Below are 18,982 nucleotides of genomic sequence, written 5' to 3'. Positions count from 1 at the left end.
TCTTTTTTTGCGTCCTGGTTGCTAAAATGAACGTTTAGTTGAAAAAAAAGAGCGACTGGGCTAAACTAAAAATAATAAATCGTAATTTAGGAGTGACACATTTGGATGCACGTTATGCAATCATATTAGCCGCGGGTAAAGGTACTCGCATGAAATCAAAACTATACAAGGTCCTACACCCTGTTTCTGGGAAACCGATGGTCGAACACATCATCAACCGTGTAAGTGAGACAAATCCTGATCAAATCGTGACGATCGTTGGTCACGGTGCAGAGAAAGTCAAAGCTCAGCTAGGCGAACGTAGCGAGTATGCGTTACAAGCGGAACAACTTGGGACGGGTCATGCGGTACTACAAGCAGCCTCATTTTTAGCAGGTAAGGAAGGCACGACGTTAGTCATCAGTGGTGACACCCCTTTATTGACAACTGAGACGTTGAACAACTTGTTTGAATACCATCAAGGGAAAAATGCAAGTGCTACGATTTTGACTGCACAAGCAGAAGATCCGACAGGTTATGGCAGAATCATTCGTGACCATGTAGGAATCGTTGAAAAAATCGTTGAGCAAAAAGACGCTTCGCCAGAAGAAGCGTTAGTTCAAGAAATCAATACAGGAACTTACTGTTTCGATAACAAAGCGTTATTTGAAGCATTGAATAAAGTAGGAACAGACAATGCACAAGGCGAGTATTATTTAACAGACATCGTTGAGATCCTGAAAGATGCTGGAAATCCAGTTGCTGCGTATCAGACGGAAGATTTCGATGAGTGTATGGGTGTCAATGATCGTATGGCACTAGCAAAAGCAAACGAGTTGATGCGCCAAAGAATCAACAAAAAACATATGGTCAATGGCGTTAGCTTTGTTGATCCTGCAACTACGTATATTGATGCAGATGTTGTGATTGGTTCAGATACAGTGATCGAAGCGGGCGTTCAGATCCAAGGAGAAACAGAAATTGGTGAAGATTGTTTTATTGGTGCACATTCACGTATTGTTGACAGCAAGATCGGTGACCAAGTAGTCATCGAAAACTCAGTGATCGAACACAGTGTGGTCAAAAGTAAAGCAGATGTAGGACCGTATGCCCATTTACGTCCAAAAGCAGAAATTGAAGAAGGCGTCCATATCGGCAACTTTGTAGAAGTGAAAAATGCAAAAATAGGCAAAAACACAAAAGTTGGTCACTTGACGTATGTTGGGGATGCAACACTAGGTGAAGAAATCAATGTGGGGTGTGGTGTCGTCTTTGTCAATTATGACGGAAAAGCAAAACATCATACAACAGTCGGTGACCATAGTTTTATTGGGTCAAATGCGAATCTTGTGGCGCCAGTAGACGTGGCAGAGAATACATGTATCGCTGCTGGTTCGACAATCACTAACGATGTTCCTGAACATGCGATGGCAATCGCACGCGCTAGACAAGTCAATAAAGAAGGATACGCGAAGAAACTCCCATATTCAAATTGATACTTTTTGCAAAATCACTTGATTTATTCGGCAAATATGACTAGTATTTATTAGGTAGTAGAGTTGTGAAAAAGAAAGCGGAGGTCCTCATGTCCAAACATTACTTTGATCCAAGATTAAAAATATTTGCATTAAACTCAAATCGTCCATTGGCAGAAAAAATTGCTGCAGCTGTTGGGGTTGAATTAGGAAAATCATCGGTCACTCAATTTAGTGATGGTGAGATCCAAGTCAATATCGAAGAAAGTATCCGTGGTTCACACGTATACGTTATTCAATCAACAAGTAGTCCGGTAAATGATAACCTGATGGAACTGTTGATCATGATCGATGCATTGAAGCGTGCAAGTGCCAAAACGATCAACGTGGTAATGCCGTATTACGGCTACGCACGTCAAGACCGCAAAGCGCGCGCGCGTGAACCAATCACTGCAAAATTAGTGGCAAATATGATCCAAAAAGCTGGAGCAACAAGAATGTTGACACTTGACTTGCACGCAGTCCAAATCCAAGGTTTCTTTGATATTCCGGTCGACCATTTGATGGGCGCACCACTGATTGCGAATTACTTCTTAGAAAAAGGGATTCAAGGCGATGATGTTGTCGTTGTTTCACCTGACCATGGTGGTGTTACTCGTGCACGTAAATTGGCTGAATTTTTAAAAGCACCAATTGCAATCATCGATAAACGCCGTCCAAAAGCAAACGTGGCAGAAGTGATGAATATCATTGGTCAAGTAGAAGGCAAAACGTGTGTCTTGATCGATGACATGATCGATACAGCTGGAACGATCACATTGGCTGCTAATGCGTTGAAAGAAGCTGGGGCAGTGAGCGTTTATGCTTCATGTACACATCCTGTGTTGTCAGGACCTGCTTTACAAAGAATCGAAGACTCTGCAATCGAGCGCTTAGTTGTAACGGATTCAATCTATTTGCCAGAAGATCGCAAAATTGATAAGATTGACGAAGTAAGCGTTGGTGGCTTGATGGGTGACGCAATCAAACGTATCCATGAAAACAAACCAGTTAGTCCTTTGTTTGAAACAAAAAGATAAAGGAAAATAAAAACAAAATAATTACAATCACAAAGGGGAGTCCATTTTGGGCTGAGACTGAATATATTCTAAACCCTTCGTACCTGTTTCGGTTATGCGAGCGTAGGAATTGTGAATGAATAGCTAGTGTGAAAGCACGAAGCTGTTTGTAAAAAAACAAACTTGCTTCCTCCTTTGTGATGTCCAATTATAAAGGAGGAAGCTTTTTTATGAATAAGAATCATCGTGTCTGGATCGAGGGAACGATCGTCGCAGCATTATCTTTAGTGTTGTCGATGATTCCTCTACAAATAGGTAGTAGTTTTGAAATCTCACTCGGGCAAATCCCTTTAACTTTATTTGCCTTGAGAAGGGGTTGGAAAGCTGGTATGGGATCGGCTTTTCTATGGGGAATCCTTCATTTTCCCATGGGGACTGTCTATTACTTGAGTGTCATCCAAGTGTTGATCGAGTATCCGATCGCGTTTACGTTTGCTGGCGTTGCAGGAATTTTTTCGCAAAGAATGCAACAGAGTTATCTGCAAGGCAATCGTAAGAAAATGGCCTCAACGATCATTTTAGCGACATTCGTTGGTGTGACTGCCAGATATTTCTGGCATTTTGTCGCTGGGGTTGCTTTTTGGGGAAGTTTCGCACTATGGGGGATGAATCCATGGTTGTTCTCTTTAGTCATGAATGGCGCTAGTGGGTTAGCTACCGGTATTGTAACAACGGTTGTCCTATTAGGTATTGAACAGACCGTTCCTTCTTTATTTGTAGGCGAAGGGTTGCAGGTACGTAAAAGTAAAAATTAAAAAAAAGCGTAAAGGCAGCTGACCTTTACGCTTTTTTAGTGGAGTTGACTGTCATTATACAAATGTGTTGTAGACAAAATCAGAAACGTTGCCGTCTAGTTGCCAACGTTGTTGAGTGGCATGATAGACGAGAACAGCTACCGGTTTTTCTTCCAAGTAACGTGTTCCTTTTAATTTCCAAACGTAATCTTCAATGACATAAATCGGGATCTCATACTTGTCATCGACCAAACCTGCTTGATCAAACGAAAAAATGATTCCTTCTTGCATCAAATTACGCATCTTTTTCAGTATCTCTACACTGATTTTTTCAACAGGGATCTCTTTTCGAAAGAATGATTTTTTTTCGTTGATTTTTCCCGCCAAGATCGTGCTTAACTTGTTGGCAAAAATCCGATAAAATTCATCTAAATAACGATAATAGGTTCTACCTAGATGATCGCTCAAATCAAAATAAACAAAGTTATTTTGTAATTTATAGAAAAAAGGTGAATGGAGATGTGTTTTCATATGACCAAAATAAAGCAACTCTGAGATTTCTAAAGGGCTTAATTCTTTTAACATCGTCAAATCCGTAAAATCGATCCATTTAAGATCCGTACTATTGTTACGGCTGCGAACGGTTTGGAAAAATCTTTGGATATTCTCAGTTCCACGAATGACCTTCAAGCCTGTGTGTGATTCATATTCTCCAGCAGATGCGGAAGGGTCCAACAAAAGTAGATTTTGAGGAAAATGCACGATGCTATTTGAAAAATCATTGATCGTCAGCCCTTTGGTCAAAACGGCGTTACTAGTTGTATCGATATGTACATATACTGAATCACTCATCATGCTCCTCCTCCCCTGTATCTCATCCCTTTCATTTTACAACATTTACTGAAAAAAAGCTTGTTTCTTTTATTTTAAAATTCGATTACAAAGCAACTTTTTTTTATGAATAAACGATGAACATAGAGTAAAAATTTATATATATATAACACTGCTATCAGATGACTATTCACCCCCACCCTTTTTTTCTGATTACTGATATAATAAAAGAAAAAGAGAATCCGAGGTGTCTATGAAAGTTCAAAAAGTCTATTGGTCGGAACGTTATCAGCAGAATCGAGTGCAGCAAGCAAAACAACTTTTTAGTTTTTTTACTACACATCAAGAAAGCCGGCAACATTTTTGGCAACAGGCAAAAAAACAACAGGCATGGAAGATCGTATCGAAAAGACTGAACATTTACTTTACTGCAGAAATAACGAATGAAAAATTGATCTATACCAACGTGTTGATTGAAGAAGAATATTGGCAGTGGTCCGATATTTTCCTATTGCTAGAAAGTACGGTTCGTTATTTTTTCAAAAAATACGGACTCGTCCGCTTTGATCATTCAATCTCACCGAACATGATCGACCTTTTCCACCGAAGTGGTTATTTGGGAACGCAATCGTTTGAGAAGGAAATATCCTATCATATCGCTCTTGTCTTAGGTGGAGGAGGGGCGCATGGTGCTTATCAAATAGGTGTTTGGAAAGCACTGAAAGAAGAAAATCTAGAGATTTCACTCGTTACTGGTACTTCTGTAGGTGCGCTAAATGGGGCTTTGGTCGTTCAGGATCAACTAACACAAGCCATTGACTTGTGGCAGGAACTGTCAACCAATCAAGTATTGGCTTTACCAGAGGTTGCCTTATCAGAAGATTTGAGGCAACGTTATATCCAAGAAGCCAGCTTGATGACACGTCGTGCAGTAGTCGAAGGAGGAACCTCGATTGCACCGTTGGAAGCATTACTAGAGCAGTACCTAGATGCGGAAAAAATCAAATGTACAGAAAAACCGCAACTCTATACAATCGCAACTAAAATCCCAGAATTTCAAGAAACAGTTACAAGGATCCAAGCATTAGCACCAAAAGAAATCACCGATTGGGTCCTCGCCTCTGCTTCTTTTTATCCTGCCATGGCTTATCGTCAGATCGACGGATCAAAATATGTTGATGGGGGCTATCGAAATAACGTGCCAGTAGATGTTGCTATCCAACAAGGTGCAACCGAAGTCTTGATTGTCGATGTCCAAGGACCTGGGGTGACAAAAAAATACAAGGAACCTGATGCTTTGGTGACCTGGAAATGTTGTTCAAACTGGTCTTTAGGTGGTTTCTTAGTTTTTGAGCGACAAAGAAACCAATTGAATATCCAATTAGGTTATTTAGAGGCTAAAAAATGTTTAGGGATCTATCAAGGAAACTGGTATACGTTTGAAACAGCAAAGCCAGCTGAACGTTATTGGCGACGTTTCTTACGTTTCTTAGTCGAAACACTTGATTTAGACGTATCCTTTTTTTACAAAGAAAAATTCTGGCGGGACTTGCGTAATGTATATAAAGACAGGGTCACAAGTGAAACATGCGGATTGGCGATGCTTGAGCTACTAGCGAAACAAAAATTGATCTTACCGAATAAAGTGTATACCGTCGAAGAGATCTTGCCGCTCATTTGCCAAGAAAGTAAAATCGATGAAGCATTTTTAAAAAAGGTTGGTCAATTAAATGCCAGTGAATGGTTGAAGTTTCGAAAACTGGAACGAAATGCTAAAATACACGTAATGAAGGAACACGCGATCTACCAATACGTGAAAGAAAAAAAGAATGATCGCTTACAACGACAACTCAATGCAGATACAGTAGAAACTTTGATGTATCTCTATCTTTATCATCTAAAGGAGGAACAAAAATGGCACAAGAATTCTCATATGAGATCGTAGAAGAAATTGCAGTTTTATCTGAAAACAATAAGGGATGGCGCAAAGAATTGAACTTAGTGAGTTGGAATGGCAGACCACCAAAATTTGACTTGCGGGATTGGGCACCGGACCATGAAAAAATGGGTAAGGGACTAACATTAACGAACGAAGAGTTTGAAGAGTTACAAAAAGCAATTAAAAATATGTAAAAGAAAGGACTCTGTCGCATGAAGAGCATGACTGGCTTTGGCAATGCCATCCGCGAAAAAAAGAACTATCAACTTGAAATCGAGATCAAAAGCGTCAATCAACGGTTTTTAGATATCCAGATACGTAGCCCTAAAGTATTAGGCTTTGTTGAGAATGAATTGAGACAATTGATCAAAACGAAGTTAAGTCGAGGACGTGTCGATGTCTTTATTAATTTAACATACTTGGGTGAACAAGATAAAAAAGTGACGATCAATTGGCAACTGATCGATACGCTCTATACACAGATGACTACCGGTATTAAAGAAAGGTATGGCGAAGCGAATGCATTGTCGATCGGTAAACTGATCGAACGTTTTGCACTAAACGAAGAGTTTGTGACAATTGCTGAAGCAACGGAAGAGGATCAAGACTTACTTGCACAATTAGCGAAAGAAACGATGCAAACAGCACTTCGTTCAATCGAAGAAAGTCGGAGTATAGAAGGCCAAGCCTTGGCGAACGTATTACTTCAACAAACCGCAGAATTAAAACAAAATATTGCTGGATTAGCTAACTTTGTCGAGATTTATGAGCAAGAATTTCAGACGAGATACCAAGAAAAATTAGAAGCTTTTCTTGGTGCAGAAGTTGAGCGAGATCGTTTATTGACCGAAATAGCGATTCTTTTAGAGCGTGGCGATATCCATGAAGAAATCGACCGTTTAATCATCCATACGCAGAAATTGGAAGAGCTACTTGAAGCAGATTACCCCATCGGTAGAGAACTAGATTTCCTTTTACAAGAGATGAATCGCGAAATCAATACGATCGGCTCAAAATCAAGCGCGATCGAAATCAAAAACCATGTCGTTCAGTCCAAAACGATTTTAGAAAAAATCCGTGAGCAAATCCAAAATATTGAATAAGTGTCCAGCCTGTCTAATTGATGACCTGTCCGTTAGGCAGGCTTATTTCCGAAGAGGTTACTCCTGTTCCCGCCGTTTATTCGTTTTTTAGGTATCCAACAAAAGTTATTTTTACTTTTGTCTCGGACTCTTTAGTGGGAAGTAGACTAGCTTTTTCTAGGTTTTCTAGCTATAATAAAAAAATAGCCTTGAAAGTTGCAAGAAAAAAGTGCAAAATAAGCAATAGTATAAAAAAGACTAGTTGAAAGGACGTCGTCATGTCAGAGCGTGGATTATTAATCGTGTTGTCTGGTCCATCCGGTGTGGGAAAAGGCACAGTGCGAAAAGCAATTTTTGAGAGTGAGGATAATGATTTCCAATATTCGATTTCGATGACGACACGCAAGATGCGTGAAGGAGAAGTTGAAGGAGTCGACTACTATTTCCGAAGCCGCGAAGAATTTGAACAAATGATCGCTAAAGGCGAAATGTTGGAATATGCAGAATATGTCGGGAATTATTATGGTACACCACTATCGTATGTCAACAAAACCTTAGACGAAGGAAAAGACGTTTTTCTTGAAATTGAAGTCCAAGGTGCACAACAAGTAAAAGAAAAAGTACCTGACGGCGTATTTATTTTCCTGACGCCCCCAGATTTAGCAGAATTGAAATCACGAATCGTTGGGCGTGGGACAGATGCAGATGAAGTAATCGAAGAACGAATGAAAGTCGCTAAGGAAGAAATCGAGATGATGGCACTGTATGACTATGCTGTTGTCAATGATGAAGTTCCATTAGCGGTCAACCGAATCAAAGATATTATTGCAAGTGAACATTTCCGTGTCGATCGTGTCATCGGAAAATATATCAAAATGTTAAAGGAGATGTAGTCTTATGATGTTAAAACCTTCAATCGACTCATTATTAGATCGCGTGAATTCAAAATATTCTCTAGTGATCTTAGCAAGTAAACGCGCACATGAATTAGACGCAAAAGCACAACCAACAATGGATTCATTTGATTCTGTCAAAAGTGTTGGACAAGCTTTAGAAGAAATCGAAGCAGGAAATGTGATCAGTGATCCACATCCTGAATTAAAACGTGAACGTCTACGTATGGAAGACGAAGAACGTCGTGCGCAAAAAGACCGTGCACAACAAGAATTAGAGTCTCGTATCCGTGACGAGCAAAAACTATAAAATCAACTCACTATTCAGCTTATGGATAGCAAAAGATTTGAGCTTGGGAAATGTTCCTAGGCTCTTTTTTTTCCTGCGTTAATTTTTTGTTAGGATTTGGCAGAAAGTAAGACAAAACAAGGAATCTCTAGTAAAATAGGCAAGAGCCATTTTGTGTTTAAAACCAAGATGAAGAAAGGAGAAGGAGTCCATGACTGTTATTGCGGATGTGATTGTCGATGTACCAACTATGCAAACCGACCAAGCATTCACCTACTTGGTTCCTTCTGAAATGGAAGCGGCTATCCAAGTCGGTATGCGTGTAGCGATACCATTTGGAAACGGCAATCGCCAAGTCCAAGGCTTTGTGATGGCGTTGACAGCCAACGAGCAACCTCTAAAAAAAGAATTAAAGCCAATCCTTCAATTACTTGACCTGGCACCTGTTGTCAATCAAGAGTTGATGAGGTTAGCAGACTATATGAAAACCATTACGTATGCTTTTAAAATCACCTGTTTACAAACGATGCTACCAAGTGTCATGAAAGCAGAATACGATAAGCTCATTTACCCAGTGACCGATGAACCAGAAGTCGTTGCATTTTTCGCAGGTAGACAAGAGATTTCTTGGAAGGAAGCGGAAGAAACTGGGATCTTACCGCAATTGATCCGTTGGCGTAAAAACAAGCTAGTTGATATCCGTTACGAAGTCCATACAAAAAACAAAGTGAAAACGATCCGTGTCGTGCACTCTCTTTTGTCAAAAGGACAACTCGATGAAGCTTGGGGCACCTTGAGGCAAAATGCGAAAAAACAAAAAGAATTACTTCTTTATTTGTCAGAAATGGAAAAACCAATGCCTATTGCTTATTTCAAAGAAAAAGGAGTCAGTTCTGCCGTATTGAATCAAGGTAGAGATAAAGGTTGGTTGCGTATCGAAGAAGTCGAAAGTTATCGTGACCCTTATAAAGACCGGGTATTTGAACGAACGACTGCCTTACAATTGAATGAAGAACAACAATCGGCGGTTCAGCAGATCATTGAAGCCTGTCATCAGGAAAAGAATGAAACCTTTTTACTTGAAGGAATTACTGGTAGTGGGAAAACGGAAGTCTATCTTCAAGCCATTGCTGATGTCTTGGCAGAGAAGAAGACAGCAATCATGTTGGTTCCTGAAATCGCATTGACCCCTCAGATGGTCGAACGTTTTAAAGGGCGCTTTGGAGAATCCGTCGCAGTTTTACATAGTGGCTTATCTCAAGGTGAGAAATATGATGAATGGCGTAAAATCGAGCGCAATGAAGCGCAGGTCGTCGTCGGTGCACGTTCAGCGATCTTTGCCCCACTAGAGAACATTGGGTTGATCATCATTGATGAAGAGCATGAATCGAGCTATAAACAAGATGAAACCCCGCGTTACCATGCCAGAGATTTAGCTATATGGCGTGGGAATTACCATCATTGTCCGATCGTTTTGGGGAGCGCGACACCTTCCCTCGAATCAAGAGCCCGTGCACAAAAAGGGGTCTATCGCATGTTGCATTTGAGTCAGCGTGCGAAAATGAGTGCGCAATTACCTGAGATCGAAGTCGTCGATATGCGTGAAGAATTCGAAAAGAATCAGACATCGACGTTCTCTCAATTATTACAAGAAAAAATCCAAGATCGATTAGAAAAAAAAGAACAGACAGTTCTTCTATTGAATCGACGAGGGTATTCTTCCTTTGTGATGTGCCGAGATTGTGGCTTTGTCTTGCCTTGCCCAAATTGCGATATCTCATTGACTCTCCATATGGATTCTCGCTCGATGCGTTGCCATTATTGTGGACATGAAGAAGCGATCCCGCATCGTTGTCCAAATTGTGGGGAAAACAAGATCCGGTATTATGGAACGGGAACACAAAAAGTGGAAGAAGAGTTAAAAGCACTGTATCCTCAAGCAAGAATCTTGCGGATGGATGTGGATACCACCAGAAAAAAAGGCGCGCATGAACGAATCTTACAAAAATTTGGGGACAAACAAGCGGATATTCTACTAGGAACGCAGATGATCGCAAAAGGGTTAGATTTTCCTGATGTGACCTTAGTCGGCGTTCTAAATGCAGACACTTCGTTGAATCTGCCAGATTTTCGTTCTAGTGAACATACCTTCCAATTATTGACACAAGTCTCCGGAAGGGCAGGAAGAGCCGAAAAAGCTGGGGAAGTCGTGATCCAAACATTTAATCCGAATCACTATGCGGTAACTTTAGCAAAGGAACAAAATTATGAACGCTTTTATCAACAAGAAATGAATGTACGCCATCGTGGAGGCTATCCGCCTTATTACTTCACTGTGAAAATCACGACGAGCCATCCAGAAGAACAAGTCGCAGCCAAAAAAATCTTTCAGATCGCCAGTCAATTAAAACAAGTATTAGGAACGAACAGCCTTCTGTTAGGTCCGGTACCTAGCACCGTTTTACGTGTGAAAAATCGCTATTACTATCAGCTGATCATCAAATATAAACATGAACCAGAACTGCCTAACGTTCTGAAAGAAATTTTGGATCAAAGTCAAAAAGAACAGCGACAAAATCTATTTGTTGCGATCGACAACGAGCCGCTACATTTTATTTAAGAAAGGAAACACTATGCGTTATCCAATAATGATCCACCCAAATAAAAAATTGAATCGAAAAGCCCAACCAATCGATATGATCACTGATGAGACCATCGTCTTGTTAGATAACTTGTATGAAACAATGGTGGCAAATGACGGCGTCGGCATCGCCGCGCCGCAAGTCGGCAAAAATCAACGGATCGCTATTGTTGAAGTCGATGAAGGGGATAAGTTTGAACTCATCAATCCTGAGATCATCGAGGCAAAAGGAGAAAGCATCGATGTGGAAGGTTGCTTAAGTATTCCGCATGTCTACGGTACAGTCAAACGTGCAGATGAAGTAACAGTTCGATATTATGATCGTGACGGAGAGGAAATCGAAGTTACCGCGTTTGGCTATCTTGCACGTGCCTTTCAACATGAGATCGATCACTTAGATGGGATTTTATTTATCGATAAAATGATCGAACAAATCCCCGAAGAAAAACTCGAAGAATACATGGAGGAACATTTAGATGACTAAAATCGTATTTATGGGAACCCCAGCATTTTCAGTTCCTGTACTAGAAGGGCTGATCGACCAAGGGTATGAGATCGTCGCTGTCGTGACACAACCTGATCGACCAGTGGGAAGAAAAAAAATCATTACCCCAACACCTGTGAAAGTAGCGGCGTTGAAGTACGATCTTCTTGTGCTACAGCCAGAAAAAATCACGGGTTCTCCAGAAATGCAAACAATCATTGATTTGCAACCAGATGTGCTGGTAACAGCAGCGTTTGGTCAATTCTTACCGGAGAAACTATTGCAAGTTCCAACACATGGAGCAATCAATGTTCATGCCTCTTTACTACCAAAATATCGTGGCGGTGCGCCAGTCCATTATTCCATTATCAACGGGGAAAAAGAGACAGGTGTAACGATCATGGAGATGATCAAGAAAATGGATGCGGGCGGTATTTTCTCACAAGCAAGCCTACCAATCACTAAACAAGATGATGTCGGTACGATGTTTGAAAAACTTAGTCTATTAGGCAAAGAGTTATTGCTAGAAACACTACCAAAGATCATTTCTGGCGAATTGACGCCTACGCCTCAAAATGAGGATCAAGCAACGTTTTCACCGAATATCACACGTGAACAAGAAGCAATCAATTGGGAAAAAACAGCAGAAGAAATCGACTGCCAAGTTCGTGGCATGCGTCCATGGCCCATTGCTTTTACAACCTATGAAGGAACACGCTGGAAGCTTTGGGCAGTAGATGTGTTGGCAGATGAGACGACATCTGAAACACCAGGGACTATCATCCATAAAGATAAAAAACAATTATGGGTAGCTTGTGGGGAACAGACGGTATTATCGATCAAAGAACTACAACCTGCCGGTAAAGCAAAACAACTAATACAAGAATTCCTAAATGGCAGTGGACAACAAGTCGCTGTAGGACAGCAGGTGAAATAATGGCGAAAATACCAAAAAAAATGAAACGTTCGGTTCGCTTTATGGCGTTGATGACATTAGAGCGTGTCAACAAAGGTGGAGCATACTCCAATCTATTGTTGAATGAGATGATCAACCAAGGCGATCTTAACCAAAAAGATATCGGTCTGTTTACAGAACTAGTGTATGGAACGATCAGTCGCCATCGTTTGATTGCATTTTATGTTGCGCCATTGATTGCAAATGCAAAAAAAGTGGATGACTGGGTCAAAACTTTGCTGTATTTGTCTGTCTATCAACTCGAATTTTTAGATAAAGTACCTGATCATGCAATTTTGAATGAAGCAGTAGAAATTGCAAAAATCAAAGGTAACCCCGGCGCAGGGAAATTTGTGAACGGCGTATTAAGAAATTATTTACGTCAAGGAAAACCTGATCTGGAAACTATCACAGATGAAGTCGAACGTTTAGCCGTTAAATTAAGTCTGCCGAATTGGCTGACACAGCGCTTAATTGACCAAATCGGCTACGAGGAAACAGAAAAGTTAGGTCTTTCATTGTATCAACCAAGTCATGTGAGTGGCCGTATTGATACCCGTAAACTTTCGCGTGAACAAGCACTGGATCAATTGAAAGAAGAAGGACTAGATGTAAAAGCAAGTCCAATAAGCCCATATGGTGTGATTGCTGAAAAGGGCAGACTTGCCTCTACGACACTTTTTCACGATGGCTTGATGACGATCCAAGATGAAAGCTCGATGCTTGTTGCACCAGCGATGCAGATTGAGCCAGAACATCATGTACTAGATGCCTGCGCTGCCCCTGGTGGCAAAACGACCCATATCGCCACGTTCCTTGATCCAACTTGTGGAGGAGAAGTCGTGGCTCTAGATGTCCATGACCACAAAGTAAAACTAGTGGAAGAGAACGCTCGCCGTTTAGGAGTTGCCAACGCAGTGTTCGCACAAAAAATGGATGCACGTGAAGTCAAAGAACAGTTTGAAGCAGAACAATTTGACCGTATTTTAGTAGATGCTCCATGTTCCGGTTTTGGCTTGTTACGCCGAAAACCAGATATTCGTTATAAAAATAATGAAAAAGAATTAGCCAATTTACCGGCTATCCAACTAGCTATTTTGGAAAGTGTGGCTACGGCTCTTAAACCTTCAGGAATATTGACCTACAGTACTTGTACGATTTTGAAAGAAGAGAATCAAGAAGTTGTTTCAGCGTTTTTACAACGACATCCTGATTTTGAGAAGATTGATGTTTTAGTTGATCCTGTGCTACAATCATCAATCAAGGATAAGATGTTGACGTTGTATCCACATCAATCTTATACAGATGGCTTTTTCATTTGCTGTTTGCGCAAAAAGTAATGAGGTGAAAGTATGCAGATTGAATATCAATCAGATGTAGGAAGAAGACGTAATACGAATCAAGATTATGTCAGTGTATTTGAAAACCAAGTCGGTCTCACGCTGGCGGTTTTAGCAGATGGCATGGGTGGGCACCGCGCAGGCGATATTGCTAGTCAAATGGCCGTCACAAATTTAGGGAAAGCCTGGGAAGAGCAAGCGTTACTTGATGACGAAAAAATCGCGCAGTGGTTTATCCAAGCAATCCAAGAAGAAAACCGCGCGATTCATCAATTAGGACAAGAACAGCTTGAATATAACGGAATGGGAACAACGATCGTAGCAGCTGCCCTATCAGAGGAACGTTTCACGATTGCCAATGTTGGCGATAGTCGTGCGTATTTGCTTCGCGATAATCGGATCATTCGCTTGACGGAAGACCATTCTTTAGTAAATGAATTAGTCAAATCTGGTGAAATCAGCGAAGAAATGGCCGTCAATCATCCACGTAAGAATATCTTGACTCGATCTGTCGGCATGCCAGGATCATTAGAAGTCGATGTTGCAACGTATCTTTGGCAACTCCAAGATCGTTTGCTTCTATGTTCGGATGGTTTGACGAATATGCTGTCAGAAGAAACGATCGGTACGATCATCAATCAAGAAGGATCATTATCAGAAAAAGTAACGCAATTAGTGGATCAAGCAAATGAAGCTGGCGGAGCAGATAATATCAGCGTTCTTCTTATTGAATACAAGGAGGATGTTGCATGATTGAGCCAGGAAGAAAATTAAATGGTCGTTACCAAATTACCGGTAACATCGGTAGTGGCGGTATGGCAAATGTCTTTTTAGCCCATGACTTGATTTTAGATCGAGATGTTGCAATCAAAGTCCTACGCTTTGATTTCCAAAATGACCAAACGGCGATCCGTCGTTTTCAACGAGAAGCATTAGCGGCAACCGAATTAGTTCATCCAAATATCGTCAGTGTTTATGATGTCGGTGAAGAAGATAACATGCAGTACTTAGTTATGGAATATGTAAAGGGAATGGATTTAAAACGTTATATCCAAACGCACTATCCGATTCCTTATGAAACAGCAGTAAACATCATGCAACAAATCTTGTCTGCGATTTCTTTAGCACATAGCCATCAAATCATCCACCGAGATTTAAAACCACAAAATGTCTTGATCGATAATGAAGGTGTTGTGAAAATCACCGATTTTGGTATTGCGATTGCTTTATCTGAAACATCGATCACCCAAACGAATACGATGCTTGGTTCGGTTCACTACCTTTCACCAGAACAAGCAAGAGGTAGTATGGCGACAAAACAATCAGATATCTATGCGTTAGGGATCATTTTATATGAAATGCTGACAGGAAGCGTTCCTTTTGATGGGGAATCAGCTGTCACCATTGCACTGAAACATTTTCAGGATGACTTGCCTTCAATCAAAGAGTTAGATCCAGGGGCACCTCAGTCATTGGAGAATGTTGTCTTGAAAGCAACAGCCAAAGAACCTGTCGACCGGTATAAAACGGCAGAAGAAATGGCAGATGACCTAGCAACGGTGTTGTCGTTAGAACGAGCAAACGAAGAAAAATGGCAACCCCAGGCGATGGACAACGAAACAAGAGTATTGACACCACTGACGGCAGAAACACCGATGCCAGATTCCTTTAAGTCAATGCCTCTTCCCGAAGAGAAACCAGCGGAAGAATTACCAGATCCCGAAGAAACAATGCCAGATGTAAAGACTAAAAAAAGAAAAAAATGGTGGATCATTTTGCTGGTCTTGCTTGCTTTGTTAGGAATTGGGACAGCGATTTTATTTGCTTCAGGTGGACGAGGAGAAGTAACGGTTCCCGATGTTTCGGGTCAATCCGAAGCTTCAGCAAGAGAAGCTTTGACACAAGCAAAATTAAAGGTAGCAACGAACACTGAAGAAATTGCTGACGATACGATTGAGAAAGGAAATGTGGTCAAAACAGATCCAGCCTCAGGAACAACAGTGAAACAAAATCGTGAAGTCACGCTTTATATCAGTACAGGTAAGAAGAAAATCCAACTCGATGATTTTACGGGTATGTCTTACGATGAAGCGCGCAAGCAGCTACTGGATTTAGGTTTCTCTTCAAGTAGAATCAAAAAAGAAGAAGAATTTAGTGATGAGGTCACTAGTGGAAATATCATCTCACAATCAGAAGATGAAGGAACAGAAGTCGACCCCACATCAGATACGATTACTTTTACCGTTAGTAAAGGAAGTCAGCCGACGATGAGCGATTACACCGGACAAAACTATGAAACAGTTCTTAGTATTTTGAGAACGAATGGCTATACGAATATCAGTGCAACGAATGATTATAGTGATACGGTCCCAGCCGGTGCAATCATCAGTCAGTCACCAAGTTTTGGGGAACCATTGACGGATGCGACATTTATTAGTTTCGTGGTGAGTAAAGGACCAGATGCGAAGACACTGAATGACATTTCTGGTTATACGAAAAGTGATGCGCAAAGTTACTTATCTGGTATCGGTGCCGACTACATTGGTCATGAAACGTATGAGTTTTCAGATACAGTAGAAAAAGACAAAGTGATCCGTACAGATCCAGGAGTAGGTGCATCAATCACATCAGGAACGATCGTCAGTGTGATCTACTCAAAAGGACCAGACCCAGCGAAAGCATCATCAAGTTCTGAAAAAGATTCTTCCAGCAGTTCTTCTAGCAGTTCAAGCAGTAGTTCAAGTTCCGAAACAACTAGTAGTAGTACCACTACAACGTCCTCGACGGATAGTGACTAGTAGACAGAATTAAACGAACTAAAACGACAATGATAAAAAATAGATCTGAGAATTCAAAATGTCGGCGGCATTTGAGGAAATTCTTAGGTCTATTTTTTGGTGATTTCTCCTAACTTCTGTTGTCCTATGGTAAAATATACTAAAAATGGAGGTGGGTTTCATTAAAGGGCAAATCAGAAAAGCAATAAGTGGATTTTATTACGTATATAAAGATGGAGAGACCTATCAGACACGAGGTCGAGGGAATTTTCGTAATCGAAAGATCACGCCCCTTGTTGGCGATCAAGTCATATTTGAAAGTGAAAACAAGACCGATGGCTATCTACTAGAAGTTTTACCACGTAAAAATCAATTAGTACGACCACCAGTAGCAAATGTTGATTTAGGAGTTGTTGTGACGAGTCTGATTGAACCAACATTCTCTTATAATCTACTCGACCGTTTTTTAGTCATGTTGGAATATGAATCGATCGAGCCAGTGATCTATTTGACGAAAACGGATTTAGCTGTCGATTCTACACAAATAAAAGAAATTAAAGAGACTTACGAAAAAATCGGCTATCCAGTGATCGTCCCTCGCACACAGGGTGACACGGATGAATTAGTTCGCTATTTTCCAGAAAGACTGACTGTTTTCATGGGACAGTCAGGTGCAGGTAAATCGACGTTGCTCAACCAAATCTCACCAGAACTTGAGTTAGAAACAGGTGAAATATCTGATTCTTTGGGACGGGGACGTCACACGACAAGACATGTCGAGTTATTACCACTTTATGATGGATTGGTTGCCGATACACCAGGTTTCAGTTCTATTGATTTCTTAGTCATCGAACCTGTCGAGTTATCCAAACAATTCCCTGAATTTGTCGATGCTTCTGTAGACTGTCGCTTTAGAGAGTGTATGCACGTAAAAGAGCCAGATTGTGAAGTCAAACGAAGAGTAGCGGCAAAAGAAATTGCACAGACTCGCTATGACAATTACTTGCAATTTTTGCAAGAAGTTGAAAACCGTAAACCGATGTACAACAAAAAAGAAACTAGAAGAAAGTAGGAGGGTATTTTTATGAAAATAGCACCATCGATTTTAAGCGCAGATTTCGCCAATCTCCAAACAGACATTGAACGAGTAGAAAAAGGTGGAGCAGACTATATCCATGTGGACGTAATGGACGGCCAATTCGTTCCCAACATTACATTCGGATCGAATGTAGTGCAAGCAATTCGTCCGGTCACAAAACTACCGTTAGACGTTCATTTGATGATCATCAATCCTGAAAATTATATTGCTGATTTTGCAAAAGCAGGTTCAGATATCATTACGGTCCATGTGGAATCGACACCACATATCCATCGTGCGATCCAGATGATCAAAGATTTAGATGTCAAAGCAGGGGTCGTTATCAATCCTGGTACACCGATCGAAATGATCAAGCATGTTTTGCCTTTAGTTGATCAAGTGTTAGTGATGACAGTCAATCCAGGCTTTGGCGGACAAAGCTTTATTACAGAAACAGTGGATAAAATCGCAGAGTTAGCGGAATTACGCAAGGTGAACGATTGGACCTATCAAATCGAAGTGGATGGTGGAATCGTTCCAGAAACTGCAAAAATTTGTCATGAAGCAGGTGCAGACGTATTTGTGGCAGGCTCCTATGTCTATAGTGCAGAAGATCCAGCAGCTCAAATCGATCAATTGAAAAAGGCATTAGGCTAATGGAAGTATTACTTGTTGCAGGCGGATCACCAGAAAATTGGCCAGACTTGTCACAGCAATCATTTGATCGATACGTGGGCATCGACCGTGGGGCACTCTATTTGCTTGAAAAAGGCTATTCGTTAGATCTAGCAATCGGTGATTTTGATTCATTGTCTTCCTCAGAATATCAACGAGTATCCGATAAAGCTGTCGAAGTACACCAAGCGCCAGCGGAGAAAGACGATACGGACACTCAGCTAGGTTTAGCAAAGACATTCGAACACTTTCCAGAAGCAATCGTGACACTGATCGGTGCAACTGGTGGAAGATTAGATCATTTATTAGCTAATCTATGGTTAGCATTAGAACCACGGTTTCAACCTTTTATACGACAGATCCAAATACAAGACAAACAAAACGTAATCACTTACTATCTACCAGGAGCTTACGAGATAAAAAAAATTCCTGAAATGAAGTATTTAGCTTACTGTTGTTTGACACCTGTTAGTCAATTGACATTATCTGACAGCAAATATCAACTATCAAACGAGGAAGTATCTCGTCCAACTTCTTATGCAAGCAATGAATTTGTCACTGACAAAGCATCCTTCAGCTTCTCTGAAGGAATCATTTCAGTCATCCAAAGTAAAGATTGATTGATCGGTTCAGGACAAAGTAGCAAAAGAAATGAAGCGGAAAAATGACAGTTTAAATTATTTGCTAAAAAA

The 18,982-nt window shown here is 40.7% G+C and carries 18 protein-coding genes and 1 riboswitch; of the genes, 17 read left to right on the top strand and 1 reads right to left on the bottom strand.

Features of this window, described 5'->3' with window-relative positions; all coding sequences use genetic code 11:
- Positions 1–101 precede the first annotated feature (101 nt).
- The 3 genes from glmU to thiT all read left to right on the top strand — a co-directional run bounded on the left by glmU (position 102) and on the right by thiT (position 3,327).
- Positions 102–1,475 carry a bifunctional UDP-N-acetylglucosamine diphosphorylase/glucosamine-1-phosphate N-acetyltransferase GlmU gene (gene glmU, locus IGJ14_RS13290; RefSeq protein ID WP_019722357.1) on the top strand — a complete coding sequence of 458 codons (1,374 nt, stop codon included), beginning with the start codon at positions 102–104 and terminating at the stop codon, positions 1,473–1,475.
- Positions 1,476–1,564: 89 nt separating this feature from the next.
- A complete protein-coding gene (locus IGJ14_RS13285; RefSeq protein WP_019722356.1) occupies positions 1,565–2,533 on the top strand; it encodes a ribose-phosphate diphosphokinase in 969 nt (322 codons plus the stop codon).
- 23 nt (positions 2,534–2,556) lie between these two features.
- A riboswitch (TPP riboswitch) is annotated at positions 2,557–2,659 on the top strand.
- An 83-nt stretch (positions 2,660–2,742) separates the two neighbouring features.
- Positions 2,743–3,327, top strand: a complete 585-nt coding sequence (gene thiT, locus IGJ14_RS13280) for an energy-coupled thiamine transporter ThiT (RefSeq protein WP_019722355.1) — start codon at positions 2,743–2,745, stop codon at positions 3,325–3,327.
- 54 nt (positions 3,328–3,381) lie between these two features.
- On the opposite strand, the gene IGJ14_RS13275 is transcribed toward thiT, so the two are convergent.
- Positions 3,382–4,158: a hypothetical protein gene (locus tag IGJ14_RS13275; RefSeq protein ID WP_010734092.1), complete on the bottom strand. Its 777-nt coding sequence runs from the start codon at positions 4,156–4,158 to the stop codon at positions 3,382–3,384.
- A gap of 232 nt (positions 4,159–4,390) precedes the next feature.
- Between IGJ14_RS13275 and IGJ14_RS13270 the strand changes: the two genes are divergently transcribed.
- From IGJ14_RS13270 to IGJ14_RS13205, 14 genes are all read left to right on the top strand, one after another.
- Positions 4,391–6,082: a patatin-like phospholipase family protein gene (locus tag IGJ14_RS13270; protein WP_029593935.1), complete on the top strand. Its 1,692-nt coding sequence runs from the start codon at positions 4,391–4,393 to the stop codon at positions 6,080–6,082.
- A complete protein-coding gene (locus tag IGJ14_RS13265) occupies positions 6,052–6,270 on the top strand; it encodes a YdbC family protein (RefSeq protein WP_019722353.1) in 219 nt (72 codons plus the stop codon). The genes IGJ14_RS13270 and IGJ14_RS13265 overlap by 31 nt, the downstream gene beginning before the upstream one ends.
- A gap of 18 nt (positions 6,271–6,288) precedes the next feature.
- On the top strand, positions 6,289–7,179 hold the full coding sequence (locus tag IGJ14_RS13260) for a YicC/YloC family endoribonuclease (RefSeq protein WP_019722352.1): 891 nt from the start codon (positions 6,289–6,291) through the stop codon (positions 7,177–7,179).
- 257 nt (positions 7,180–7,436) lie between these two features.
- Positions 7,437–8,051, top strand: coding sequence for a guanylate kinase (gmk, locus tag IGJ14_RS13255; RefSeq protein WP_010734096.1), 615 nt, complete (start codon positions 7,437–7,439; stop codon positions 8,049–8,051).
- Positions 8,052–8,055: 4 nt separating this feature from the next.
- Positions 8,056–8,361, top strand: a complete 306-nt coding sequence (gene rpoZ, locus IGJ14_RS13250) for a DNA-directed RNA polymerase subunit omega (RefSeq protein WP_010734097.1) — start codon at positions 8,056–8,058, stop codon at positions 8,359–8,361.
- Positions 8,362–8,551: 190 nt separating this feature from the next.
- On the top strand, positions 8,552–10,960 hold the full coding sequence (gene priA / locus IGJ14_RS13245; RefSeq protein WP_019722351.1) for a primosomal protein N': 2,409 nt from the start codon (positions 8,552–8,554) through the stop codon (positions 10,958–10,960).
- 13 nt (positions 10,961–10,973) lie between these two features.
- Complete coding sequence (def, locus tag IGJ14_RS13240) at positions 10,974–11,465, top strand: peptide deformylase (RefSeq protein ID WP_019722350.1); 492 nt, start codon at positions 10,974–10,976, stop codon at positions 11,463–11,465.
- Positions 11,458–12,402: a methionyl-tRNA formyltransferase gene (gene fmt, locus IGJ14_RS13235; protein WP_019722349.1), complete on the top strand. Its 945-nt coding sequence runs from the start codon at positions 11,458–11,460 to the stop codon at positions 12,400–12,402. The genes def and fmt overlap by 8 nt, the downstream gene beginning before the upstream one ends.
- Positions 12,402–13,760 carry a 16S rRNA (cytosine(967)-C(5))-methyltransferase RsmB gene (gene rsmB / locus IGJ14_RS13230; RefSeq protein ID WP_019722348.1) on the top strand — a complete coding sequence of 453 codons (1,359 nt, stop codon included), beginning with the start codon at positions 12,402–12,404 and terminating at the stop codon, positions 13,758–13,760. Before fmt ends, rsmB begins: the two co-directional genes overlap by 1 nt.
- A 12-nt stretch (positions 13,761–13,772) precedes the next feature.
- Positions 13,773–14,513, top strand: a complete 741-nt coding sequence (locus IGJ14_RS13225) for a Stp1/IreP family PP2C-type Ser/Thr phosphatase (protein WP_010734102.1) — start codon at positions 13,773–13,775, stop codon at positions 14,511–14,513.
- The gene (gene pknB / locus IGJ14_RS13220) at positions 14,510–16,558 is read left to right on the top strand and encodes a Stk1 family PASTA domain-containing Ser/Thr kinase (protein ID WP_019722346.1); all 2,049 of its coding nucleotides are present in this window, start codon (positions 14,510–14,512) and stop codon (positions 16,556–16,558) included. The genes IGJ14_RS13225 and pknB overlap by 4 nt, the downstream gene beginning before the upstream one ends.
- Positions 16,559–16,709: 151 nt before the next feature.
- Complete coding sequence (gene rsgA / locus IGJ14_RS13215) at positions 16,710–17,609, top strand: ribosome small subunit-dependent GTPase A (RefSeq protein ID WP_029593934.1); 900 nt, start codon at positions 16,710–16,712, stop codon at positions 17,607–17,609.
- A gap of 12 nt (positions 17,610–17,621) precedes the next feature.
- Positions 17,622–18,272 (top strand): ribulose-phosphate 3-epimerase, encoded by a 651-nt coding sequence (gene rpe, locus IGJ14_RS13210; protein WP_019722345.1) that lies wholly within the window; start codon positions 17,622–17,624, stop codon positions 18,270–18,272.
- Positions 18,272–18,910 (top strand): thiamine diphosphokinase, encoded by a 639-nt coding sequence (locus IGJ14_RS13205; RefSeq protein ID WP_019722344.1) that lies wholly within the window; start codon positions 18,272–18,274, stop codon positions 18,908–18,910. The genes rpe and IGJ14_RS13205 overlap by 1 nt, the downstream gene beginning before the upstream one ends.
- The last annotated feature ends 72 nt before the right edge of the window (positions 18,911–18,982 follow it).

Source organism: Enterococcus sp. DIV1304_2 (genome assembly GCF_050555445.1).
GTDB lineage: Bacteria > Bacillota > Bacilli > Lactobacillales > Enterococcaceae > Enterococcus_B > Enterococcus_B pernyi.
This window is presented reverse-complemented; position numbering and strand designations above follow the sequence as displayed.